The 22753-nt window shown below is 64.7% G+C and carries 24 protein-coding genes and 1 tRNA gene; 8 read left to right on the plus strand and 17 right to left on the minus strand.

Features of this window, described 5'->3' with window-relative positions:
* Window positions 1-37 precede the first annotated feature (37 nt).
* The 6 genes from ACE3RQ_RS00335 (at window position 38) to soxB (ending at window position 4595) form a co-directional block, all read left to right on the plus strand.
* Window positions 38-373 carry a c-type cytochrome gene (locus tag ACE3RQ_RS00335; protein ID WP_374518768.1) on the plus strand — a complete coding sequence of 112 codons (336 nt, stop codon included), beginning with the start codon at window positions 38-40 and terminating at the stop codon, window positions 371-373.
* Window positions 374-408: 35 nt separating this feature from the next.
* Window positions 409-864 carry a thiosulfate oxidation carrier protein SoxY gene (soxY, locus tag ACE3RQ_RS00340; RefSeq protein ID WP_374518770.1) on the plus strand — a complete coding sequence of 152 codons (456 nt, stop codon included), beginning with the start codon at window positions 409-411 and terminating at the stop codon, window positions 862-864.
* Window positions 865-918: 54 nt separating this feature from the next.
* Window positions 919-1230 (plus strand): thiosulfate oxidation carrier complex protein SoxZ, encoded by a 312-nt coding sequence (soxZ, locus tag ACE3RQ_RS00345; RefSeq protein ID WP_374518772.1) that lies wholly within the window; start codon window positions 919-921, stop codon window positions 1228-1230.
* Window positions 1231-1308: 78 nt separating this feature from the next.
* Window positions 1309-2115, plus strand: a complete 807-nt coding sequence (soxA, locus tag ACE3RQ_RS00350; protein WP_374518774.1) for a sulfur oxidation c-type cytochrome SoxA — start codon at window positions 1309-1311, stop codon at window positions 2113-2115.
* Between the two features lie 13 nt (window positions 2116-2128).
* Window positions 2129-2779: a sulfur oxidation c-type cytochrome SoxX gene (gene soxX, locus ACE3RQ_RS00355; protein ID WP_374518776.1), complete on the plus strand. Its 651-nt coding sequence runs from the start codon at window positions 2129-2131 to the stop codon at window positions 2777-2779.
* Window positions 2780-2870: 91 nt separating this feature from the next.
* Window positions 2871-4595, plus strand: a complete 1725-nt coding sequence (soxB, locus tag ACE3RQ_RS00360; protein ID WP_374518778.1) for a thiosulfohydrolase SoxB — start codon at window positions 2871-2873, stop codon at window positions 4593-4595.
* Window positions 4596-4748: 153 nt separating this feature from the next.
* On the opposite strand, the gene ACE3RQ_RS00365 is transcribed toward soxB, so the two are convergent.
* Window positions 4749-5732 carry a porin gene (locus tag ACE3RQ_RS00365; protein ID WP_374518780.1) on the minus strand — a complete coding sequence of 328 codons (984 nt, stop codon included), beginning with the start codon at window positions 5730-5732 and terminating at the stop codon, window positions 4749-4751.
* Between the two features lie 297 nt (window positions 5733-6029).
* Here ACE3RQ_RS00365 and ACE3RQ_RS00370 point away from each other — a divergent pair, with 297 nt between their 5' ends.
* On the plus strand, window positions 6030-6911 hold the full coding sequence (locus ACE3RQ_RS00370; protein ID WP_374518781.1) for a crotonase/enoyl-CoA hydratase family protein: 882 nt from the start codon (window positions 6030-6032) through the stop codon (window positions 6909-6911).
* Window positions 6912-6926: 15 nt separating this feature from the next.
* Here the strand turns inward: ACE3RQ_RS00370 and phnE are convergent, their stop codons facing one another.
* The 3 genes from phnE to ACE3RQ_RS00385 are packed head-to-tail and all read right to left on the minus strand — an operon-like array spanning window position 6927 to window position 9471.
* Complete coding sequence (gene phnE, locus ACE3RQ_RS00375; RefSeq protein ID WP_374518783.1) at window positions 6927-7736, minus strand: phosphonate ABC transporter, permease protein PhnE; 810 nt, start codon at window positions 7734-7736, stop codon at window positions 6927-6929.
* Window positions 7711-8562 (minus strand): phosphonate ABC transporter ATP-binding protein, encoded by an 852-nt coding sequence (locus ACE3RQ_RS00380; RefSeq protein WP_374518785.1) that lies wholly within the window; start codon window positions 8560-8562, stop codon window positions 7711-7713. Before ACE3RQ_RS00380 ends, phnE begins: the two co-directional genes overlap by 26 nt.
* A gap of 30 nt (window positions 8563-8592) precedes the next feature.
* On the minus strand, window positions 8593-9471 hold the full coding sequence (locus tag ACE3RQ_RS00385; RefSeq protein ID WP_374518787.1) for a PhnD/SsuA/transferrin family substrate-binding protein: 879 nt from the start codon (window positions 9469-9471) through the stop codon (window positions 8593-8595).
* A gap of 183 nt (window positions 9472-9654) precedes the next feature.
* Between ACE3RQ_RS00385 and ACE3RQ_RS00390 the strand changes: the two genes are divergently transcribed.
* Window positions 9655-10812 (plus strand): alpha-D-ribose 1-methylphosphonate 5-triphosphate diphosphatase, encoded by a 1158-nt coding sequence (locus tag ACE3RQ_RS00390; RefSeq protein WP_374518789.1) that lies wholly within the window; start codon window positions 9655-9657, stop codon window positions 10810-10812.
* Window positions 10813-10859: 47 nt separating this feature from the next.
* Here ACE3RQ_RS00390 and ACE3RQ_RS00395 read toward each other — a convergent pair whose 3' ends face one another.
* The 13 genes from ACE3RQ_RS00395 to ACE3RQ_RS00455 all read right to left on the minus strand — a co-directional run bounded on the left by ACE3RQ_RS00395 (window position 10860) and on the right by ACE3RQ_RS00455 (window position 22741).
* Window positions 10860-11591 (minus strand): A24 family peptidase, encoded by a 732-nt coding sequence (locus ACE3RQ_RS00395; RefSeq protein ID WP_374518790.1) that lies wholly within the window; start codon window positions 11589-11591, stop codon window positions 10860-10862.
* Window positions 11588-12580, minus strand: coding sequence for a type II secretion system F family protein (locus tag ACE3RQ_RS00400; protein WP_374518792.1), 993 nt, complete (start codon window positions 12578-12580; stop codon window positions 11588-11590). Before ACE3RQ_RS00400 ends, ACE3RQ_RS00395 begins: the two co-directional genes overlap by 4 nt.
* Window positions 12547-13533, minus strand: coding sequence for a type II secretion system F family protein (locus ACE3RQ_RS00405; RefSeq protein WP_374518794.1), 987 nt, complete (start codon window positions 13531-13533; stop codon window positions 12547-12549). Before ACE3RQ_RS00405 ends, ACE3RQ_RS00400 begins: the two co-directional genes overlap by 34 nt.
* On the minus strand, window positions 13530-14993 hold the full coding sequence (locus ACE3RQ_RS00410) for a CpaF family protein (protein ID WP_374518796.1): 1464 nt from the start codon (window positions 14991-14993) through the stop codon (window positions 13530-13532). The genes ACE3RQ_RS00405 and ACE3RQ_RS00410 overlap by 4 nt, the downstream gene beginning before the upstream one ends.
* Entirely contained in the window at window positions 14936-16090 is a 1155-nt protein-coding gene (locus ACE3RQ_RS00415) for a CpaE family protein (protein ID WP_374518798.1), read from the minus strand. Before ACE3RQ_RS00415 ends, ACE3RQ_RS00410 begins: the two co-directional genes overlap by 58 nt.
* Before the next feature lie 17 nt (window positions 16091-16107).
* Complete coding sequence (locus tag ACE3RQ_RS00420; protein ID WP_374518800.1) at window positions 16108-16602, minus strand: TadE/TadG family type IV pilus assembly protein; 495 nt, start codon at window positions 16600-16602, stop codon at window positions 16108-16110.
* A gap of 1 nt (window position 16603) precedes the next feature.
* Window positions 16604-17125, minus strand: a complete 522-nt coding sequence (locus ACE3RQ_RS00425; RefSeq protein WP_374518802.1) for a TadE/TadG family type IV pilus assembly protein — start codon at window positions 17123-17125, stop codon at window positions 16604-16606.
* Window positions 17122-18108, minus strand: a complete 987-nt coding sequence (locus ACE3RQ_RS00430) for a pilus assembly protein TadG-related protein (RefSeq protein ID WP_374518804.1) — start codon at window positions 18106-18108, stop codon at window positions 17122-17124. The genes ACE3RQ_RS00425 and ACE3RQ_RS00430 overlap by 4 nt, the downstream gene beginning before the upstream one ends.
* Window positions 18109-18385: 277 nt before the next feature.
* Entirely contained in the window at window positions 18386-19954 is a 1569-nt protein-coding gene (locus tag ACE3RQ_RS00435; protein ID WP_374518806.1) for a type II and III secretion system protein family protein, read from the minus strand.
* A 26-nt stretch (window positions 19955-19980) separates the two neighbouring features.
* On the minus strand, window positions 19981-20835 hold the full coding sequence (cpaB, locus tag ACE3RQ_RS00440; protein WP_374518808.1) for a Flp pilus assembly protein CpaB: 855 nt from the start codon (window positions 20833-20835) through the stop codon (window positions 19981-19983).
* 6 nt (window positions 20836-20841) lie between these two features.
* Window positions 20842-21051: a Flp family type IVb pilin gene (locus ACE3RQ_RS00445; RefSeq protein ID WP_374518810.1), complete on the minus strand. Its 210-nt coding sequence runs from the start codon at window positions 21049-21051 to the stop codon at window positions 20842-20844.
* Between the two features lie 569 nt (window positions 21052-21620).
* A tRNA-Thr gene (locus ACE3RQ_RS00450) sits at window positions 21621-21696 on the minus strand.
* Window positions 21697-21730: 34 nt separating this feature from the next.
* On the minus strand, window positions 21731-22741 hold the full coding sequence (locus tag ACE3RQ_RS00455; protein ID WP_374518812.1) for a class 1 fructose-bisphosphatase: 1011 nt from the start codon (window positions 22739-22741) through the stop codon (window positions 21731-21733).
* Window positions 22742-22753 lie beyond the last annotated feature (12 nt).

The following is a 22753-nucleotide window of genomic DNA, read 5'->3' on the forward strand; positions in this document are numbered from 1 at the left end:
AAACCCCCTAACCATTGCATCGCAGGAGACCTAAGCTATGCGCATGATTCCCCTTACCCTGGCGCTGGCCTTGTCTGGCGGTGTCGCCACCTCGGCCCTGGCCCAGGACGCGGCCGCCGCCAAGGCGCTGGCCTCCAAGAACGCCTGCCTGGCGTGCCACGCCGTGGACAAGAAGCTGGTGGGCCCGTCGTACAAAGACGTGGCCGCCAAGCACAAGGGCCAGGCCGACGCGCTGGCCAAGGTGTCCGCGCGCATCAAGTCGGGCGGCTCTGGCATGTATGGCCCTGTGCCCATGCCGGCGCAGCCCAACCTCAAGGATGAGGAAGTGCGGGTACTCGCCGCCTGGATCCTCGCTGGCGCCCCCGACCAGTAAACTCATTGCCCTCTTTTTCCTGACAGGAGTTCCCCATGAACCACTCTCGCCGTGCCGCCATCAAGACCACCGGCGCCCTGGCCACCCTGGTCTCGCTGGGTGTGATCACCCAGAGCCAGGCACAGGCCGCCGTGGACCGTGCCGCCTTTGACCTGAAGACCCTGGACGACGCCCTCAAGGCCGTCGGCGGCAAGCCCGCCACCAGCGACCAGGTCACCGTGGTGTCGCCGGACATCGCCGAAAACGGTGCCGTGGTGCCCGTGGGCGCCACCAGCAAGCTGCCCAACACCACCGAGATCTTCCTGATCGTCGAGAAGAACCCGATGCCCCTGTCCTGCGGTTTCACCATCCCCGCTGGCACCGTGGCCGAAGTGCAGACCCGCCTGAAGATGGGCCAGAGCACCAACGTGATCGCGGTGGTGAAGGCCGACGGCAAGCTGTACTCGGCCACCAAGGAAACCAAGGTCACCCTGGGCGGTTGCGGCGGCTGATGCCCTTGCAACCCGTCTGACCCCATCCTTTTTGCAGAATTTCAGGAGTCCATCATGGCTGACCCGATGCGCATCCGCGCTGCCCTCTCTGGCGAAGAAACCACCGTCCGCGTGCTGATGTCCCACCCCATGGAACCCGGTACCCGCAAGGACGCCAGCGGCAACACCATTCCCGCTCACTTCATCCGTGACGTGGAAGCCACTCACAACGGCAAGACCGTGCTCAAGGCCCAGTTCAGCGGCTCGGTGTCGCAAAACCCCTTCCTGTCCTTCAAGTTCAAGGGCGGCGCCAAGGGCGACAAGATCGTGGTGAAGTGGAGCGACAACAAGGGCGACTCCCGCACCGACGAAGCCGCGATTGCCTAAGCCGGGCAAGGCGTGCACAGGCCAGCCCGAAAGGTCTGGCCTTTTTTTCATTCAGGCCACAACGAGGAGACCGTTCCCATGAAGAACCTGTTGGCTCTACCCCTGGCGACCATCGTCGCCGGGCTCGCCACGGTGGGCACTGCCCACGCGCAGTCCGCATCCGAAGGCATCGCCAAGTACCGTGAGATGCTGCAGGACGGCAACCCCGCCGAACTGTTCGAGATGAAGGGCGAAGAGCTCTGGAAACAAAAACGCGGGCCCAAGCAGGCCACGCTGGAGCAATGCGACCTGGGCCTGGGCCCCGGCGTGATCCAGGGTGCCTTTGTGCAACTGCCGCGTTACTTCAAGGACACCGGTCGCGTGCAAGACCTCGAGTCGCGCCTGGTCACCTGCATGGAAACCCTGCAGGGCTTCAACGGCGCCGAGATCGCCAAGACCCCGTTCGGCCGTGGCGAGATGGCCAACGTCACCGCCCTGGCCACCTATGTGGCCACCGCCTCCAAGGGCATGCGCTTCAACCTGCCGCAGCAGCACCCGCAGGAAAAGGCCATGTACGAAGTGGGCAAGCGGGCGTTCTTCACCCGTGGCGGCACGCACGACTTCTCGTGCGCCTCGTGCCACGGCGCCGACGACAAGCGCATTCGCCTGCAAGAGCTGCCCAACCTCACCAAGAACCCGGGCGACGGCGTGGGCTTCGCGGCCTGGCCGGCCTACCGCGTGTCGAACTCGCAGATGTGGGGCATGCAGCAGCGCCTGAACGACTGCTTCCGCCAGCAGCGTTTCCCCGAGCCCAAGTTCGGCAGCGACGTGACCATTGCCCTGGGCGTGTACATGGGCGTGAACGCCAAGAACGCCGAGTCCATCGTGCCGGCCATCAAGCGCTGAAGGAGCACCGACCATGCGACAAACCTTTGCTTTCATCCTGCCCGTGGTGGCTGCCGTGGCCCTGGCCGCCTGCTCGGCGTCGCCTTCCGCCGTTGACTACGACAAGGCCGCTGCCGATGCGCTGAAGAACTCCTTCCAGGCCCGTGGCATTGCCACGCTCGACCGCTTGGAGCAAGACCAGGCCAACGCCGCCTGCGCCGCCGCCGACATCAGCGGCCAGCCGGTGGAAGAGAAGCTGGCCAAGGCCATCGAAGAGGCCAACATGAAGACGGTGAAGTGGCCCGCGGACGGCAAGTTCCTGGGCGACTGGAAACAGGGCGAGGTGATCGCCCAGAGCGGCCGTGGGCTGACCTGGACCGATGACGCCAAAACCGTCAACGGCGGCAATTGCTACAACTGCCACCAGATCAGCAAGGAAGAAATCTCCTTCGGCACCCTGGGCCCCAGCCTCTACAACTACGGCAAGCTGCGCGGCGTGAGCAACCCCAACAGCCCCGAGGCCAAGGCCATCGTGGAATACACCTGGGGCAAGCTCTGGAACGCCCGCGCCTACAACGCCTGCTCGCAAATGCCGCGCGTGGGCCACAAGGGCATCTTGAACGAGACCCAGCTCAAGCACGTGATGGCGCTGCTGCTGGACCCGGCCTCGCCCGTCAACAAGTAACCGTTCCCCCGGCCGGTGGCCTCTGGCGCCGGCCCGTTCGCGGGGCGTGCCTTTCCCGCAAACATTCGTTATCAATGATCAAGGAATAGAGATGAGTTTCAGCCGGCGTGAATTCCTGCAGGTGTTGGCCGTGGCCAGTGCCACGGGCCTGGCCCTCAACCACCGCGATGTGCTGGCCGCCAAGCCCGGCGCCGGCCAGCGCCTGTACGACGTGCCCAAGTTCGGCAACGTGAGCTTCCTGCACTTCACCGACTGCCACGCCCAGCTCACCCCTATCTATTTCCGCGAGCCCAATGTGAACCTCGGCGTGGCCGAGGCGGTGGGCCGCCCGCCCCACCTGGTGGGCGAGCAGCTGCTCAAGCACTTCGGCATCAAGCCCGGCACGCCCGAGGCGCATGCCTTCAGCTACCTCGACTTCAGCCAGGCCGCCAAGACCTACGGCAAGGTCGGCGGCTTCGCGCACCTGGCCACCCTGATCAAGCAACTCAAGGCCAGCCGCCCGCACGCGCTGCTGCTGGACGGTGGCGACACCTGGCAAGGCTCGGCCACCTCGCTGTGGACCAACGGCCAGGACATGGTGGACGCCTGCAAGCTGCTGGGCGTGAACATGATGACCCCGCACTGGGAGTTCACCTTCGGCGCCAAGCGCGTGCAGGAAATCGTCGAGAAGGACTTCAAGGGCCACATGGAATTCCTGGCCCAGAACGTGAAGACCACCGACTTCGAAGACCTGGTCTTCAAGCCTTACGCCATGCGCGAGATGAACGGCGTGAAGGTGGCCGTGATCGGCCAGGCCTTCCCCTACACCCCGATTGCCAACCCGCGCTACATGGTGCCCGACTGGACCTTCGGCATCCAGGACGAGCACATGCAGAAGATGGTGGACCAGGCCCGCGGCGAAGGCGCGCAGGTGGTGGTGGTGCTGTCGCACAACGGCATGGACGTGGACATCAAGATGGCCTCGCGCGTGCGCGGCATCGACGCTGTGCTGGGTGGCCACACGCACGACGGCATGCCCGCGCCCATCATCGTGAAGAACGCCGGCGGCCAGACCCTGGTGACCAACGCCGGCTCGAACAGCAAGTTCCTGGGCGTGCTCGACTTCGACGTGCGCGGCGGCAAGGTGCAAGACTTCCGCTACAAGCTGCTGCCCGTGTTCAGCAACCTGCTGCCGGCCGATGCCGAGATGCAGGCCTACATCGACAAGGTGCGCGCGCCCTACGAGAGCAAGCTCAACGAGAAGCTCGCCGTCACCGAAGACCTGCTCTACCGCCGTGGCAACTTCAACGGCTCGTGGGACCAGATCATTTGCGACGCGCTCATGCAGAACAAGGGCGCCGACATCGCCTTCTCGCCCGGCGTGCGCTGGGGCACCTCGCTGCTGCCGGGTGACACCATCACCTACGAGCGCATGATGGACCAGATGGCCATGACCTACCCGGCCACCACGCTCAACGAGTTCAGCGGCGAGCAGATCAAGGGCATTCTGGAAGACGTGGCCGACAACATCTTCAACCCCGACCCCTACTACCAGCAGGGCGGCGACATGGTGCGCGTGGGCGGCATGCAATACACGGTGGCCCCCAACGCCCCCATGGGCCAGCGCATCCAGAACATGACGCTCAAGGGCAAAGCCATCGAGGCGGACAAGAAGTACAAGGTGGCCGGCTGGGCCTCGGTGCAAGAAGGCGTGCAGGGCGAGCCCATCTGGGACGTGGTGGCTGGCTACCTGCGCGACAAGAAGGTCATCAAGGGCGTGAAGGTCAACACCCCGCGCATCGTGGGCATGGGCGGCAACCCCGGCATCGCGGCCTGATCGTTTGCGCCGACCCAACAACAACCGCCGTGGCCCTCGGGCCCGGCGGTTTTTTCATGTCCGCGCGGCCAAGGACGGCCATGAAAAAGCCCGCCGGCCCATAAGAGCCGGCGGGCATCAACCCTTGCGGGAAAGGAAGTCTGACGCGTCAGATCAGAAGTCGTGGCGAACGCCCACCGAGTACAGGCGGGTTTCCTTCTTGGCGCCGGTGGCCACGGTCTTCACTTCGCCGTCAACGAAGCCGCCGTACAGCTTGGTGCGCTTGGACATGGCGTAGGTCACGCCCAGCGAGAAGGCCGAGCCGTCCAGGGTCTTCACGCCGTTGCGCTTGGTCTCGCTGGAGCCGTAGCCCACCGAGAAGTCGAGGTTGCCCATGGGCACGCTCAGTCCGATGCCGAAGTCGTTGTCCTTCAGGCCGTTGGCCTGCTTGGCGTTGTGAACCAGGGCCGAGGCGCGCACCACGCCGAAGTCGTAGGTGGCGGTCAGCGCGGTGTACTTGCGGTCGGAGGTGGGGTCCTGGTAGAAGCTTTCGTCCTGGTAGCCCAGGCCCACGGCCAGGGCGCCAGCGTTGTAGCGCACGCCGATCGCGGTGATTTCGGCGGCCTTGGCCACCTTCTCGTCCATGGCGTAGGTCAGGCCAGCGCTGAAGCCGCTGAGGTTCGGGGTGTCGTAGCGAACCTGGTTGGTCGGGCGGCTGGTGAAGTTCTTCACGCCGTCATACGCCACCTTGCCCGAGGTGAAGTCGGAATCCCACACGTTGTAGGCGTTGCCCAGGTCGTAGATGTCCTTGAAGATGCTGTCGGTGCGGCCGAACTTGACCGAGCCGAAACCACCGCTCAGGCCCACCCACGACTGGCGGTCGAAGGCGCTGCCCTCGGTGCCTTGGGCGCCGGTGTCCGACTTGATGCCGGTTTCCAGCTGGAAGTTGGCCTTTAGGCCACCGCCCAGGTCTTCCGAACCACGCAGGCCCCAGCGGCTGGTGGTCAGGGCACCGCTGAACATCTTGGTGGTGCTCACGCCATTGACCTTCTCGGCGCCGATCGAGGTGTCGATGCGGCCATACAGGGTGACGTTGGACTGCGCCATGGCGGCGCCGGTGGTGGCCAGGACGGCCAGAGCGATCAGGCTCTTTTTCATGAAGAAATACTCCGTTGGGTTTGGTCGGGGGCCGTTGTGCGGCCCCCCGGCCTCCTGCACCATGCAGGACGACGGGTGGATTTCATCGAGCCGCCGCGACCCCTTCGTGACAACGCTGTCACACAAGCGGGTTTTCCCTTGGATGCGACAGTGTTGATACCGGTTGGGGGTATTCGTCAGCCTGTCATGGGCCTGTGATAACTGCTTAATAATTGATGGTTGAACCAATGATTGGTATGCTGATCAACCACCGACACGCCAGACCGGCGTTTGTCTTCGCTTAACAAGAGATTGCCCATGGCCAAATGGATCCGCTCCACCGACTTCATTGACTTCTCCGTGGCCAATGGCGTGGCCACGGTGCGCCTGAACCGCCCAGACCGGCGCAACGCCTTGTCGCACGACCTGCTGCGCGAGTACCGCGACGCCTTGCTCGAAGCCGACGACCTGCGCGCGGTGAGCGTGGTGGTGGTGGAAGGCGCGGGCACCGACTTCTGCGCCGGCTACGACATGAAGGCCTCCTATGCCCGCTACGCCAGCGAGGCCGATGCCCCAGAAGGCACCTACCGCAGCGGCATGGGCTCGTTCGACGACGACGCCTGGAAGCTGGAGCGTTACGCCGAGTTGCTGCGCACCCCGTTTGACCTGCACAAGCCCGTGATCGCCAAGATCCACGGCCACTGTGTGGCCGGCGGCACCGACCTGGCCTTGTACTGCGACCTGCTCATTGCCGCCGACGACGCCCACATCGGCTTTCCCGCCACGCGCGCCATGGGCTCACCGCCCAACCACATGTGGATCTACCACGTGGGCCCTCAGTGGGCCAAGCGCCTGCTGCTCACGGGCGATGTGCTGCTCGGGCGAGACGCCGCCAAGCTCGGCTTGGTGATGCAGTCGGTGCCCGCGGTCGAGCTTGACGCCGAGGTGGCCCGCCAGGCCGGTGCCATGGCCTCGCTTGACCCCGAGCTGCTGGCCTGCAACAAGCGCATCGTCAACCTCGCACTGGAGGTGGGTGGCGCTACCGTGATGCAGCGCCTGGCCGCCGAAATGGACGCCCGTGCCCACCTCACCCGCGCCAAGCGCGACTTTGATGCCGATGTGCAGGCCCTGGGTTTCAAGGGCGCTGTGCGCAAGCGCGACGAGCCCTTCGGCACGGGGGTGGCCCGCCCGAGCTGGTGAGGCGGGCCGAGCGGTTCACAGCACACGCCGGCGGATCAGCACGCTGGCGCGTTCCACCACCAGCACCAGCGCAAAGATGGCCAGGATGATGGTGGCCGCCTCGTCGTAGCCGAACAGGTCCATCGCCACCTTCAGCTCGATGCCGATGCCCCCCGCGCCCACCAGCCCCAGGATCACCGACGAGCGCGTGGCCTTCTCCAGGCTGAACAGCGAGGTGTTGATGAACGAGGGCAGGGCGGCGGGAATCACCGCGCACAGGATGATGGAGCCGCGGCTGGCGCCCATGGCCGACAGCGCTTCTTGCGGCCCCCGGTCCACCTCTTCCATGGCCTCGGCGAAGAAGCGGCCGCAAAAACCGAGCTTGTCCACCACGATGGCCAGCGTGCCGGCGAACGGCCCCAGGCCCACCGACACCACGAACAGCAGCGCCCACACCAGATCGGGCACGGTGCGGAAGAAGGCAATCAGCGAACGCGCCGCGTGGTAGGCCAGCGGGTGAGGCGAGAGGTGCGGCGTGGCCAGCACCGCGATGGGCACGCTCAGCAGCACACCCACCACGGTGCCCACAAGCGCCATCTGGAAGGTCTCCAGCAAGGCGCGGCCCACCGCTTCCAGGCGCGCGGTGGAGGGCGGCAGCATTTCACCCACCAGCCGGCCCATCTGCGGAAAGCCTTCCACGAAGTCGGTGAGTGACGCGCCAGTGCCCTGCAGCGACCACACAAAGAAGGCCAGGGCCAGCGCCCAAGCGGTAAAGGCGGCGGCGCTCAGGCGCTCAAAACGCGCGGGCAAGGCGTGCCGGTCAAGGCGCGGCGTGGTGGACGTCATACAAGGTTCTCAGCTCGGTGGCTTGGGTCTGGGCAGACAGCACGTCTTGGACGATGCGGCCCCGGTTCAGGGCGATCACCCGGTGGGCGTAGCGCACCGCGTGCTCCAGGTCGTGCGAGGTGAACAGCAGCGTGAGGCCTTCGCTTTGCACCAGGCTGGAGAACAGCGACATGACCTCCTCGCCCGATATCGGGTCGAGGCTGGCCGCGGGCTCGTCGGCCACGAGAAAACGCGGGCGCTGCATCAGCGCGCGGGCCACGGCCACGCGCTGCGACTGCCCGCCCGAGAGCTGGTCGGCGCGGTGGCGGGCCTTGTCGGCCAGGCCCACGCGCTCCAGGCAGTGCATGGCCTCTTCGCGCAAGGCGCGCGGCGCCGTGCCCTGGAACCAGGCATGCCCGAAGGGCGCACGCGCCAAGGCGCCCTGCAGCACATTGGTCAGGGCCGAGAGGCGCGGCACCAGGTTGTGCTTCTGGAACACAAAGCCCACCTGCGAGCGCAGGTGGCGCAGGCTGGCGGTCGACTGGGCCTGCAGCGGCTGGCCAAACAGATACACCGAGCCGCTGTCGGGCTCGATCAGGTTCATGCAGCAGCGCAACAGGGTGGACTTGCCCGCACCGTTTGAGCCGATCAAGGCCACCGACTGCCCCGCCGGAATGGCAAAGCTCACGTCTTGCAACACCGGCGAGCCCGGGGTGAACGCTTTGGTGATGCCTCGCACCACCAGGTCGCCCACGTCGTCGTCTCGGGCGGGTGGGGGCTGGCGGGCAGCGTCGGGCAGTGCGCCATGCGGCAGCAAGCCGGTGGGGCCAGATTCGGGACGGTACATGGGGGCAGGCCGTGCAGGCGATAGAGGAATTCAGTCGCCCACGAAGGCGGCGTACTGCGGCTGGCCAATCGTGGCGTACATCTTTCGCACGTAGTGGTAGTCGCTGTCGCTGATGGTCGGGACGAAGGCCATGCCCTTGAACTTCTGGTTCTCGTCCGGGCCTTGCAGCACGGCGGCGATGAGGGCCTCGCTGTTCTCGCTGAACACCTTCTTCAGGTTGGCCACCGTGGCATCGGGCACGTGGGCGCCGGCCAGCAGCACGTCGTTGGGCAGGTCGCGGCCACGCGCGATCACCTTGAACACCACGTCGGGGAACTTCTTGGCCAGGCCCGGCAGGTCGGTGCGGTTGATGCCGATGGCCGCCACGTCACCGCGCTTCATGGCCTCCACCGCCACGTTGCGGTTGATGTGCACGATCTGCACATCGCGCTGCGGTTGCAGGCCCATGTCGGCCATCACCTGAATCGGCGCCAGGTGGCGCGAGGTCGAGCCCACATCGCCCAGTGCCACCTTCTTGCCCTTGAGGTCGTCCACGCTGTCCACGCCCGAGCCCACCATCGTGACCACCGAGCCGTGGTACTCGGGGCGGCTGAAGCCCACCACCAGCTTGGCATCAGTGCGCTTCTTGAACACCACGTACTCGGCCGGGCCGGTCAGCACCATGTCGATCTTCTTGGCGTTCAAGGCCTCCACCGCGGCGGTGCGGTTGGGCACCGGGTACAGCTCAATCTTCAGGCCCGACTTCTCAGCCAGCAGCTTCTGAAAGGGCAGGTATTCGCGCTGCAGGTTTTCAAGGCCCACGATGTCGGTCACGGCCAGGCGCACCGTCTGTGCATGGGCAGTGGCAACGGCGGCGAAGGACAAGGTGGTGGCCGCAAAAAGTCGGGCGGCGGCAGACAGCCAGTTCATGGGGGACTCCTCGCAAAACAAAGTTGGTTAGACAACTTCGCAAGCTTCGCCCTGGCCTGTGACACCACCGTACCGAGGGCATGAAGTTTTCATGACAAGGCAGCGCGAGTGCCCGGTCGTCGTGGGCTTGTCATGCGCGCGCGCCACCATGCGGGCTGACTTGTCTACACAGGAAACGCAACGATGCTTGAACAAGGAAAGTGGGCCATCACCGGCGGCAAAACACTGCTGCCCTCGGGTTGGCAAGACGAGGCCGTGGTGCTGATCGAAGACGGCGTGGTGAGGGCCGTTGATGGCAGCACCCATGGCCATCGCGCCGTGAACGCCCGTGGGGGCCTGGTGCTGCCCGGCATGATCGACCTGCACGGCGATGCCTTCGAGCGCCAGCTCATGCCGCGCCCTGGCGTGCATTTCGACATGCGTCTGGCGCTGGCCGACACCGATCGCCAATTGGTGGCCAACGGCATCTCCACCGCCTTCCACGGCGTCACCCATTCCTGGGAACCAGGCCTGCGCAGCCAGGCCAGCCTGATCGCGGTGATGGACGCGCTGGAAGCGGCCCGCGACGACCTGCTGTGCGACACCCGCCTGCACCTGCGCCACGAAACCTTCAACCTCGACGGCGAGGCCCTGGCCCTGGAATGGCTGGCCAGTGGCCGCGTGGACCTGCTGGCCTTCAACGACCACCTGGCCGACATCCAGGGCAAGCTTCACAAGCCGGCTGACGCCATAACGGTGCTGCAGCGCACCGGCCTGTCAGCGCCTGAGCTGCAGGCGCTGGTCGCCCGTGTGGCCGACCGGGCAGGCGAGGTGCCCGCCTCCACCGCCAAGCTCGCGGCCGCCGCGCAACAGGCGGGCATTCCCATGGCCTCTCACGACGACCTCACGCCACAGACCCGACACGAATACCAAGCCATCGCCTGCACGATCTCCGAGTTCCCCAAGAACGAAGAAACCGCTCGCGCCGCCCAGGCCCTGGGCAACCCGATCGTCTTTGGCTCACCCAACGTGGTGCGTGGCGGTAGCCACCAGCGCCACGCGGTCGCCGCGGCCGACATGGTGGCCAAGGGCCTGTGCACCGTGCTCACCTCCGACTACTACTACCCCGCCATGCTGCAGGCCCCCTTCCGCCTGGCGCAAGACGACGCTTGCCCCCTTGAGCAAGCCTGGGCCCTGGTGTCCACCCACGCAGCCGATGCCGCCGGCCTCACCGACCGCGGGCGAATCGCCGCAGGCCAACGCGCCGATGTGCTGGTGGTGCAGCCGCCAGGGCGCATGCCCGCGCACGTGATGCTGCACTGGATGGCGGGCCGCCTGGCCTACAGCCGCATGGACCACTGACCCTACTTGGCTTGAGTTTGCGTGGTCTAGGGGCGGCAGGTGATGGATTACCCCATGCTCCACGCCAGCCAGGCCACGGCGCCCAGCGCAATCCAGGGCCCAAAGGCAAATTCGGACTGGCCCGAGAGGCCCTGGCGTCCGCGGCGCCCGTATTGCCAGAGCAGCGACCCCAGCGCGGCCAGCAGCAGCACCTGGGGTATTGCTTGTGGCCCCAACCACGCGCCGATGGCCGCCATCAACTTCATGTCACCTTGCCCCACGCCCGATTGGCCGCGTCGCCAGACATAGAGCCACTCCAGGGCCCAGAGCACCAGGTAGCCTGCGGCTGCGCCCCAGACGGCCTGCTGCAGGCCCAGGTAGGCGAGCCCATCTACCGATTGCACGAGCAGGCCCGCCCAGAGCAGGGGTAGTGTGAGCGCGTCCGGCAGGAGTTGGGTTCTGGCGTCGATCAGCGCAGCGGTGAGCAAGGTCCATACCCAGGCCGCCCACAGCAGAGTGGGCCATGAGGCCCCGCGCAGAGCCACCAGGATCGTGCCGATGGCCATGCCCATGCCAACCAGGGCCAGCAGCTTGCGCCGGCCTTGCCACGCATACGCCACGCATTCGCTCAGTCGGTGCGGGGTGAGAGCTTGGGGCGTCTCGCCCTTGAGGTGGGCGATCCAGTGGTTTTCTTCGTTGAGGATGCGCTGAGGCAGCCAGATGGCCAGCACCGCCGTGGCTAGCCCGGCCAGCGCACCCAGCATCGCGGCAAGGCCCAGTGCCCAAGTTGTCGTGATCATGAGAAACGCAGCGCTGCCATGATCTGCATCCAGCCTGGTCCGATCAGCACCACCATGATGGAAGGAAAGATGAAGAAGATCAGGGGGAACAGCAGCTTCACCGGAATCTTGGCCGCGATCTCCTCGGCCCGCTGCCCGCGCCGAACCCTCATGACGTCGGACTGCACGCGCAGGGACTCTCCCAGGCCGGTGCCAAAGCGTTCAGACTGGTTGAGCATGGTCACCAGTGAATTGAGGTCCTCGAGAGCGATGCGTTGGGCCAGGTTCTTCATCGCCACGGCGCGCGCCACACCGGCCCGCACTTCAAGCCCGGCCAGGTAAAACTCCTCGGACAAGGTGGGGTGGCTGCGCACCAGTTCCCGCGCCACTCGGGTCATGGCCTGGTCCAGTCCCATGCCGGCTTCCAGGGCCACCACCATCAGGTCCACCAGATCGGGCAATCCCCGCTGCATCAGTTGCTGCCGCGTGCGCGTGCGCCAGTGGAGGTACACATCCGGGCCGTAATACCCCAGTGCAGCGGCCAGCAACGCCCACAACACCTTGCGGGTGGTGTCCCAGTCAACGCCGGCCAAAGCCAATCCGGTCAGGACCAGCAGCGGCAGCAGCAGAACCAGCGCGCTCTTGAGGGCCAGGTAGACCTTTGGCGCTTGAGCACTGCGAAAGCCGGCGCGCAGGAACTTCAGCCGACCGGCGGATTCCGACCAGCCTTCGCTCGGCAATGAGAGCTTGTAGAGCGAGTCGACCCAGCGCGAGGTCTTGGGCGGTGTGCGCACTGGCGTCGGCACCGGCGCTGTGCGGGCTGGCTCGCCACCGACCAGCTGTCGCAGACGCCGATGCTCGCGACGTCGCTCCAGTCCGCGGTGAATGGCCAGCACAGCCACCACCACCGAGGCGAACACCAGAAAACTGAAGAGCAGCTGCCATAGAAGAAGCCCATCCATTGGCGTGCCCATGTTCAGACCCTCACCCGAACGATCTTCCAGATCCACAGGCCACCCAGGGCCATCATCACCAGGCTGGCGCCCACCATCTTCATGCCGGCCTCTGTCTTCCATAGCGTGTTCATGTACTCGGGATTGAGCACTGTCAGCAGGCCAGCGAGGATGAATGGCAGCACGCCCAGCACGATGCCGGAGAGCCGTCCCTCCGACGAGATCACCCGCACTTTGCCTGCCAGCTTGATGCGCTCACGCACTGTGGCTGACAGCCCCTCCAGCAGCTCCGCCAAGTTGCCCCCGGTCTCGCGTTGAAGCACGATGCCAACCACAAAGAAGTCCATGTCTGCGCTGCGCACGCGCCGCGCCATGTTGCCCATGGCGTCGGAAAAGCTCAGGCCGTAGTTGATCTCATCCACCGTCTTCTTGAACTCGCGGCCGATGGGGTCAGCAAACTCCTGACCGACCAACGCCAATCCCGCCGAGAGCCCCTGCCCGGACCGCAAGGCCCGCGCCAGGTAGTCCAGCGCGTCGGGGAACAGCTCATCGAACCGCCGCCTTTGGCGATGGTCTCTTTGCAGGTGCACCAGCCAGGGCAAGGCCGCCACCACCAGTGCCGCGCCCAGCGCGGCTTGCCAGGATGTTTGCAGTAGCACCCCCACAGCGAGAAAGGTGGCCGCGAACAGCACGGCGACCATACCGAGGAAGGCGGTGGCGGTCTGGCTGGACTGGGTGCGTTCCAGCCAATGGCTCAGCCTCTCCATGCCCGGCAGCTTCTGGACAAAGTCCATCTCCCGGTCCGCACTGGCCTTGAGCAGGCGATCTTCGCCCGTGCTGGCATCAGTGGGGCCCAGCAAGCGGTCCATGCGCCCGCGCAGCGCCCGCCCCTGAGGGCCCAGCCGGTGCCGCCAGATCGACACCAGCCATAACACGCACAGCACACTGACCGCGAAGACGAAGGCCAGCAGCAGCCAGGCCAGGGGGTTGTCCAGGCCACGCGCGCTCATGCCGCAGCCCTCGGGTTGAACAGGTCTTCGTGCAAATCGATGCCAAACACCTTCAGGCGTTCTGCCAGCACCGGCCGCACGCCCGTGGGCCTGAACTGCCCTTGCACCGAGCCATCGGCGCTCACACCCGTGCGCTCGAAGCGGAAGATTTCCTGTGTGGTGATCACATCGCCTTCCATGCCCGTGATCTCGTGCAGGCTGGTGACTTTGCGGCTGCCGTCACTTAGGCGGCTGACCTGAACGACCACGTTGATGGCCGATGCAATCTGCTGGCGCAACGCCCTCACGGGCAAGGTCACGCCACCCAGGCCCACCAGGTTTTCCAGGCGTGCGAGCGCATCACGGGCCGTGTTGGCGTGCACCGTGGTCAGTGAGCCATCGTGGCCTGTGTTCATGGCCTGCAGCATGTCAATTACCTCGCCGCCCCGCACCTCGCCGAGCACGATCCGGTCAGGTCGCATGCGAAGGCTGTTTTTCACCAGCGAACGCATGGAAATTTCACCTCGCCCTTCGGAGTTGGCCGGTCGTGTCTCCAGGCGAACCACGTGGCTTTGCTGCAGTTGCAGCTCGGCCGTGTCTTCGATCGTGATGATGCGTTCCTCTTCGGGTATGTAGCCCGACAGGATGTTGAGCAAGGTGGTCTTGCCCGATCCGGTGCCGCCAGAGATCAGCACATTGGTCTTGGCCTTGACCATGCCCGCCAGCAACTGGGCCATGCCTGGGGTGAGCGTGCGCCGATCAATGAGATCGGCCATCTTCAGTGGCTTGACCGCAAACCGCCGAATGGAAAGGGCAGGTCCGTCGACTGCTACGGGCGCAATGATGGCGTTCACCCGTGAGCCATCGGGCAGACGGGCATCCACCATGGGGCTGGACTCGTCGATGCGACGGCCCACGCGCGAGACGATCTTGTCGATGATTTTGAGCAGGTGTGCGTCGTCGTTGAAGCGTGCAGCTACCCGTTCGATGCGGCCGCGCTTTTCTACGAAGAGGGTGTCGTAGCCATTGACCATGATCTCGGAGATATCCGGGTCGGCCAGAAGCGGCTCCAGTGGCCCCAGGCCCATCACCTCATTCTGCAGGTCTGACACGAGGGCGCGCCGCTCGTGCTCGTTCATGGGTACGGTTTCTTCCGCGATCAAGCCCTGTAACACCTCCCGCAGTTGCAATCGCAGCTGCTCCGGCGGCATGGCCTCGGCCGCGGCCAGGTCGATGCGTGCGATCAGCGACTGGTGCAGGCGCGTTTTGAGCGCGTAATAGTTGCTCGAGACCGCGGGCACCACTGGCAGTGCAGCAGAGGGCTGCGGCGCTGGCAAGGAATCACTCTTGGTGGGCGCTACCGAGCGCGTGGGTGTCTGTCCCTCTGCCTCGCGCGGGGGGGAGCTGCCATAGCTCCAGGCGCTTATTTTTTCTTTAAGCGTTGCCATATCGATTTCTCTTTTCGTGGACGGCCCGACCATTCCGCGGCCCAGGCCTGCACGTGTCGGGCGTAGGCAGACCGCGGCTGCAGTTCCACCAGTGGCGTGCCTTGCATGACCGATGCCTTCATGCCTTCTGCTTCCACTGGCAGGCGGCGCAAGGTCGCGCCGGGACAGACGCGTTCAAAAGCGGCCAACTCCATGTCGGGTTTGCCGGTCAGTCGGTTGACCACCACCTTCAGGTGCCCGGTGTCCTGGCCCAGGCTTTCCCACAGTTGCCTCAAGCGCTTGAGCCGGCGCAGCGATGGCACGGTGGCTGTGCTCACCATCACGACCTCGTTCAGCCGTTCCCAGACCCGAAGCGTGATCGGGTCTACGTGGCTGCCCACATCGATCAGGATGAAGTGGTAGCGCGTGGCCAAGAAGGCCAGCAGTTGCTGCACCGCTGCAGGCTCGATGCCAATGACCTTGTCGAACTCGGCTGGCGAGGGCACGAAATGCAGATTGGGTTTGATCTGAGCCACCATGGAAGCCAGCAGCGCGTCGTCGAGCCTGTGCACCTCACGGCAGAAATCGGCAAGATCGTGCTCGGCAGTTCTGCTCCAGGCGCTGATGTCGGCATCGCCAAAGGGCAGTGCCAGATCCATCAACAGCACCCGGTTGAGGCCATCGCCAGCCAGTGCCGCGGCCATGTTCACCGCCAGGCTGGTGCTGCCGTCACCGCCCTTGGCCGAAATAAAGCCGATTTGCATCGCCAAGGGTGCAGCCACCTTGTCGGAGGGCAGTGTGAGCGAGCGCGAGCGTGCCCTCTCAAAGGCTGCCTGCCATTGAGTGGGCTCGGCGCTGAGCACTTCGCGCACGCCAATTTGCATCATGCGCAAGAGCAAGTCGGGGTTGGGGTCCGGGCAGACGGCCAACACCGTGGTGTGGACGAGTACCTGGCCGGTGCGCTCCAGTGCCATCAGAAGGGAAGGAGCATCTGCAAAACCCGCCACCAGCAGCACGTCCGGGTGCAGTGGAACCACGTTTTCAACGAGGGCATCCAGGCGGCCTTCCAGCACTTGCACCTCATCTGCGCCCACAGGCGCAAAGCCAGGGGGCAGAGTCCAGTGGGTGGGGGTGTAGACAACGATTCGCATGAGGGTGCTCGGTGGGTTCAGAACGGTTGGCAAACACCGTTCAGGTTCGATGAAACGGTGTTCGTTGCCACGTAGTTGCGCATGGTTTCCCGCGCGACCGTGACTTGGTTGTCGGGCAGCGCCACGTCGGAGGGAAACCCCGGGAAGCCCGACAACATCAGGTGCAGCCTGACGTCGTTCAGCCGCACCTGAACCTGCTCGCAGGTGGCCTCTGTGCATCCGGCAGGGAGGTACTCGAACTGCAACCAGTCCAGACGATCACCCACATCGACCTGGCCGGTGGCCATCACCAGGTAGCGCAGGCGGCCCATGATCAGACTTTGCTGAGACAGGTTTTTGTCGCAGAGGCTTGCGTAGCGAGCGGCCATTCGCGTCACCTCCTGCGCTGCATTCCAGGTCAGCACCGTGCGAGCAAACTCGACCAGACCGATGAAGACGACCCAGAAGACCACGAAGGTCAGGGTGAACTCCAGTAGCACAGCGCCTGCTTGGCGTGATCGGCGGCGCAGCATGTCAGTTCACCTGCCTGTAAGTGACCGTCACTGTCGGCAATGTCAGCGAGGGCAGATCAAAGAGAGGAAAGAAGGTGAGGGCGTAGGGGTAGCCACTGGCTGACACCGTGACCAGGTTCAAACGCCGAGCCCCATTGGCTGCGTCTACCGGCCAGTCCTTCTGCACTCCGCCCTGGCTGGCGTCCGCGATCCGCAGCACGAAATCGGACGTCACCAGTCCCGGAAGCACGTAGGCCGAGCTATCGCAGCTGTCCACCGCCTGACCGGTGAGAAACAGGCATCGTGCGGTGTCGTGCGCCTGCCCGGGTTGCCTGACCGATAGGTAGCGTGCGGTATGGTTGGCTTGGTGCACTAGTGTTTTGTACGTTTGCACCAGCCGACCGAACTCGACCATCAGCATCAGCAGCGGGATGAGAAGGAACACCAGCACCACCGTCAGTTCGACGATGGCGGCGCCCTGTTGGGCGTGCCCACGGGCGCGGTCCCCGCGCGAGGGGGGCAGGTGGCGAGCCGAACTTGTCATTGCAGCAAGGCCGGCACGAAAGGGCCGGTGGTGTAGGTGATGGTGCCCACCTTGTGAATGCCCAGCGGCTGCCCGCTAGCAATGCACCACGGTTTGGTGGTGGCCGGCGGCACGAAAGTGCCGTCATTGGCGTAGCCCAGGAACTTGAAATACCCGTTGCCAACCAGTTCGATGCACGCCCATCGCCTGTCGGTGAGCTTGGTGGTACTGTCGACCAAGGGCACTGCGAGTACACGCCGCGGTGTGGTACCAGTGCCAGCACCCACCTCGGGGTCGTTGGCATGGCGCGCATCAATCGCAGCGATCACAGACGCTGACAAGTCTCCCAAGGTGACGATGTGGGGTAGGGTGCTGACCAGACAACTGCCCCAGTTCGCAATCAGGTTGTTGTAGCTTGCGTCGTCTTTCAGCGCGCCGCCACTGTGCTCGGTCAGCAGCAAGTAGGGGGCGAGCGTGTAGCTGGTGCCCACGGCGTAGGTTTGGTTCCTGAGTGCCAACGGGAGTGTGCAGACCCGGCCCCCCGGCACCAAGCCGGCGCGTGCCACGGCTTGCGGGGTCAAGTTTGTCAGGTCCGCCAGTTTCATCAGCACGCTGCTGAGGCCGGGGTGGGTGATGCGGCATTCCGCCACACGCGCGCTGGCGCTGCCGGTTTCGCTGAAGGTGCCATTGAGCGATGTGCTGAATCGCAGGGCGACGTCGGCGCTGCTGATGGGTTCAGATTGGAAGTTTTGTAGCGACCAATTGGCCACAATTTGTTTGCCGGCCAGGGCGGCTCGCGTGCTGGCGGTGCCGTTGGGGCTGTTGTTGAGCTCCCCGGCCGCGGCCAGTGCACATGCATCGGCCGCGTTCTGCAGTTCGGCATGCACCAGCATCATCCGGCCGGCATCTACCACCAAGCCCACGAACAACAATACTGTGACGGCAGCCAGTGTCGAAATGATGGTGAAGACACCGCGTTGCCGAACGACCAGGCTGTGCTTCATCGCGCAGAGCTGAATGCAGGTGCAACCGGCCTTCCTTGTTGCTGGGCTTGCAGGCCATTACCGATTTCAGTCGCCGTGGGCTGGCCGGATCCCGTGGCACTTGCCTCATCGGACAAGGGCGCTGGGGCAGGTAAGCTTTGCTGGCGTTTGGCTTGGCCCAAGGCTTCCCCGAAGCGGGCGTCCAGCAAGGGAGTGGTGGATCTGGGCCAGTCGGCGCAGCCCGTCAACGCCAACGCGCTGGCCAATACCCAGCCCAGGCCCCAATGCAATCGCTTCATCATTTCGCTCCAGACGAGGGGGAGACCGGAGCGCCCTCCAGCTTGCCTTCCAGCAAGAGCTGCGCGCGCGACGGCGGCACAAAGGCGTCGGTTGGCAAGGGTGGTGCCTGATCGGTGGCCTTGACGAGACGGGGGCTCACCACCACCACCAGTTCGGTGAGTTCCGAGTTGAACTCGCTGCTGCGAAACAATGCTCCCAGCACCGGCAGCTCACCCAGCAGCGGGAAGGCCCTGACTGACTCAGTGATGTTGTTGCGCAGCAGGCCGCCGATCACCAGGCTCTGGCTGTCGCGCAGCTGCACCGTCGTTGCCACGTTGCGCGTGGTCATGGCTGGCAGCACGGTGTTGGTCGTGCCGGACGAAAATACCAGTGGCTCCTTACTGATCTCGGATACCTCCGACGCCACGCGCAAGCTCACCCGTCCTGCGTCCAGCACGGTGGGTACAAACTTCAGGCCCACGCCAAACTCGCGCTCTTCCAGGGTGACAGAGGTCCCGCCTCCCGTGACCTGATTCACCGGAAGGAAAACCTTGCCGCCCACCAGGAACTTGCCCTCGTGTCCGCTCATGGCCACGATGGTTGGCTCAGCCAATATCTTCACCAGGCCATCGTTCTTGGCCGCTTCGAGCAAGGCGCCCTTGCCCGTGGTGCCGCCTCCTAGCAACAAGCCCAGGCTGCTGTCCGAGGCCCCACCTACCACGTTGGGGATGATGTTCCAGCGCATCAGGCCGTCGCGATCGACGCCTCGCACCCCCAGCTTGTCCAGCAAGGTCTTGGAAATCTCAGCAATCTTCACCTCCAGCATCACCTGCTGAGCGTCGCGAATCCGCATGAGGTTGATGACCTGGGCCCTCGGCGCCGTCGCCACACCCTGGTTGGCGCTGGTGGCTGTTGCGCTCGGCTGGGCCGTTACCGGCGAACGGGTAGGGCCAGCTGAGGTGACGCCGCTTCCAGTGGCCATGTTGGCAGGGGGCTGGATCTCACGCAGGAAAGCGTAGGCGAGGTTCACCGCCGAGTCGGCGGCAAGGGCGTCAGACACCAGTCCGCTCAGCACGATCGAGCCAGAGGCGCTACTGAGCTTGATCCCCTTCTCCTGGGGCAGAACGCGCGCCAACACCTCGGCAAATGCCCCCAGGTTCGCCCCGACGGTGAGGTCGATCACTCGCGAAGCACCCGACTGGTCCCACAAAATGAGGCTGGTGGTGCCCACGCTCTTGCCTAAGATGTACAACTCACTGGCGCTCACCAATGTGAAGTCGGCAACCAGGGGGTTGCCCACGGCCACACGCCGCGCGGCAAACGGCAGGGTCAGGACATGCGCCTTTCCGGCCGCAATGTCCAGAGAGGCTGGCAACCGGGCAGGCGGCATTGGCCTTTTGGCTGCGACGGGCATGGCTGCGGCCTTCTGGCCCGCGGCGGCAGGCTTGGCCTTCTTGGCCGAGGGCTTGGCCGATTTGTCTGCCTTGGAGATGGTCTTGCGCGGCTCCGTCGCCGTGGCAGACAGGGCCACTGCGAAAGCCGCCGCGCCCAGCGTCAGCAGCCGAGTCCAGCGGGTCAGACAGTGCATCGTGTGCATTCCTGGCGGGTCGTGTGTCAAGGCAACTCCTCGCTTCGGGCAATGCCCCGAATCGCCGTGATCGATCCTGGCGACGCGGGCTGGCCCGCGTCGCGCGGTCGGGGCCGAGCGTGCGCGGGTGCCGATGCGGTAGCGGGGGCGCTGGCGCGGGGTGCGACTGGGGGATGCGTGGATTCGCCAGGCAAGATGTGGCTGAGCCGCGTGCCCATGGTTTCCACGCCTGAGGTGTCACTGTCGTTTCGCAGCACCAGCGACAGGCTGCCCACGCTGCGTGCCAGATCCAGCTTCTCAGCCTCAGCGGGCGTCAACTCCAGCGTCACCGCATTCACCGTCTTGGGCTTGGTCGGATCGGTGTGGGTCGACTGCGTTTCTTGCGCCACCGCCAACACCTTGATGCGGGTCAGGACCGTGGTCGAAAATGGTTGGTCTTTCAGGTCCTTGGCACTGACCAGCACATCCACGTGGCTGCCGGGCAGCGCAAAACCCGCCACGCCAATTACTTCATTGACCCTGACCGAAATGGCACGCTTGCCATTTTCAATGGTCGATGCCAAACCGCCGCGGGCATCAGTGGGCGCCAGCTTGGGCTCCAGCAACAGCTCCCCGGGGTAAACGGTTTGCCTGGCCACCCGCCCCACCACCGCCGAAGTCTGTTCAAAGACACCAGCGGGCGCATGGCCGACGGGCCAAGGCACCAGTTTGATTTGGGCTGCATCGATCGGCTGGCCGGCGCCGATGGTGGTGGCAGCCACCACCATCGAACGCGGCGGCGCAGACGAGCCCACACCCACCAGCCCCAGCGCGCGGGCCACCATGTAGGTGACCAGCGCGGCCAGGACCAGCGCCAGGGCAATCAAGGACTGCTGTTTCACCTGGGCTTAGCCGCCGGTGCAAGCGGCGCCGTTGATAGCGGTACAGACGGTATCAAACGCGCCTTTGATCGCATCCTTGACGCCGCCGAAGGTAGCCAGCAGCAACACACCGATCAGGGCGGCCAGCAGCACGTACTCGATGATCGTGGCGCCCTTTTGGCGGCGAGTTGCCGCCAGGACGAACAGACGAGTCCCCATTTCTGTCAGAGATTTCATTTCCAATCCTTTCAAAGTGATACGGATACAACGAATGGGCTATCCGCATTTTCATTTTGCTTCATCAAATATGTCACGAACATCGGGTAAGTGATTGATTTGCTGGATTTTTTATTCCTGACAGTTTTGGTGTTGGTTTGCTGCAACGCTTCTGTTGCCTATGTTGACGCCATGCCTTGCATTGCACGGCTCCGGCAGAAGGGGCTGAGTGGCGCTCGTTTCACGGCCGATGAACGCGCATACAAGGGATACGCATGCCGCCTTCATGCCTGAGGTTTGGACACGCGAGTTCGGTCAGGAGGCGGGAAAACCAAGCTGCGCAGAATCGATCCGGGCAGGGCGCCCGGTTCCCGGTCTTGGGGGCCAGTCAGAACACTGTTTGGTGTTCAGCGACATGCGCAATGAGACGGAGTCATTGAGCCGGCGCACGTCATCATTGAGCCCCGACCCTGTGTGCCGATTGTTCGAGGAGGTCAGGCCCAGTCCCAAGCGACTTGCTGTTTGCCGGCAAGCATCAGGCAAAAAGAAAAACGGGTGGGTGGCCAATGGCCACCCACCCGTTTGCTTGTTGGTGCCGGAAAGAGGAATCGAACCCCCGACCTTCTCATTACGAATGAGCTGCTCTACCGACTGAGCTATTCCGGCGTAGCCCGCAATTATAGCGGGCTTGTGTAGGACATCAGCGCTGTTCGAGGTGGTAGCTGGTGACGCGTTCCACCTCGTTCTTGCTGCCCAGGATCACGCTCACGCGCTCGTGCAGCTTGGTGGGGTGGATGTCGAGGATGCGCTGGCGACCGTTGGTGGCGGCGCCGCCTGCCTGCTCGATCAGCCAGGACATGGGGTTGGCCTCGTACATCAGGCGCAGCTTGCCCGGCTTCTCGGGTTCGCGCTTGTCCCAGGGGTACATGAAGATGCCGCCGCGGGTCATGATGCGGTGCACATCGGCCACCATGCTGGCGATCCAGCGCATGTTGAAGTCTTTGCCGCGCGGGCCTTCCTTGCCGGCCAGGCACTCGTCCACGTAGCGCTTCACCGGGGCGTCCCAGTGGCGCATGTTGCTCATGTTGATGGCGAATTCCTTGGTGTCGGCGGGGATCTTCACGTTCTCTTTGGTGAGCACGAAAGAGCCTTGCTCGCGGTCAAGCGTGAACATGGCCACGCCGTCGCCCACGGTGAGCACCAGGGTGGTTTGCGGGCCATACACGCAGTAGCCGGCGGCCACTTGCTGCATGCCGGGCTGCAGGAAGTCGTGCTCGCTCACGCCGGTGCCGCCTTCGGGCTTTTTCAGCACGCTGAAGATGGTGCCGATGCTCACGTTCACGTCGATGTTGGACGAGCCGTCCAGGGGATCGAACAGCAGCAGGTATTCGCCCTGGGGGTAGCGGTTGGGCACGACGTAGATGCCGTCCATTTCCTCGCTGGCCATGGCGGCGAGGTGGCCGCCCCATTCGTTGGCCTCGATCAGCACCTCGTTGGCGATGATGTCGAGCTGCTTCTGCACCTCGCCCTGCACGTTCTCGGTGTGGGCCACGCCCAGCACGCCGCCAAGGTCGCCTTTGTTGACGGCCTGGCTGATGCTTTTGCAGGCACGGGCCACCACTTCGAGCAGCAGGCGCAGTTGCGCGGGAATGAGGCCGTCGACGCGTTGTTGCTCGACGAGGTAGCGGGTGAGGCTGATGCGTTTTGCCATGAGAGGGTTTCC

Source organism: Hydrogenophaga sp., from assembly GCF_041913525.1.
GTDB lineage: Bacteria > Pseudomonadota > Gammaproteobacteria > Burkholderiales > Burkholderiaceae_C > Hydrogenophaga.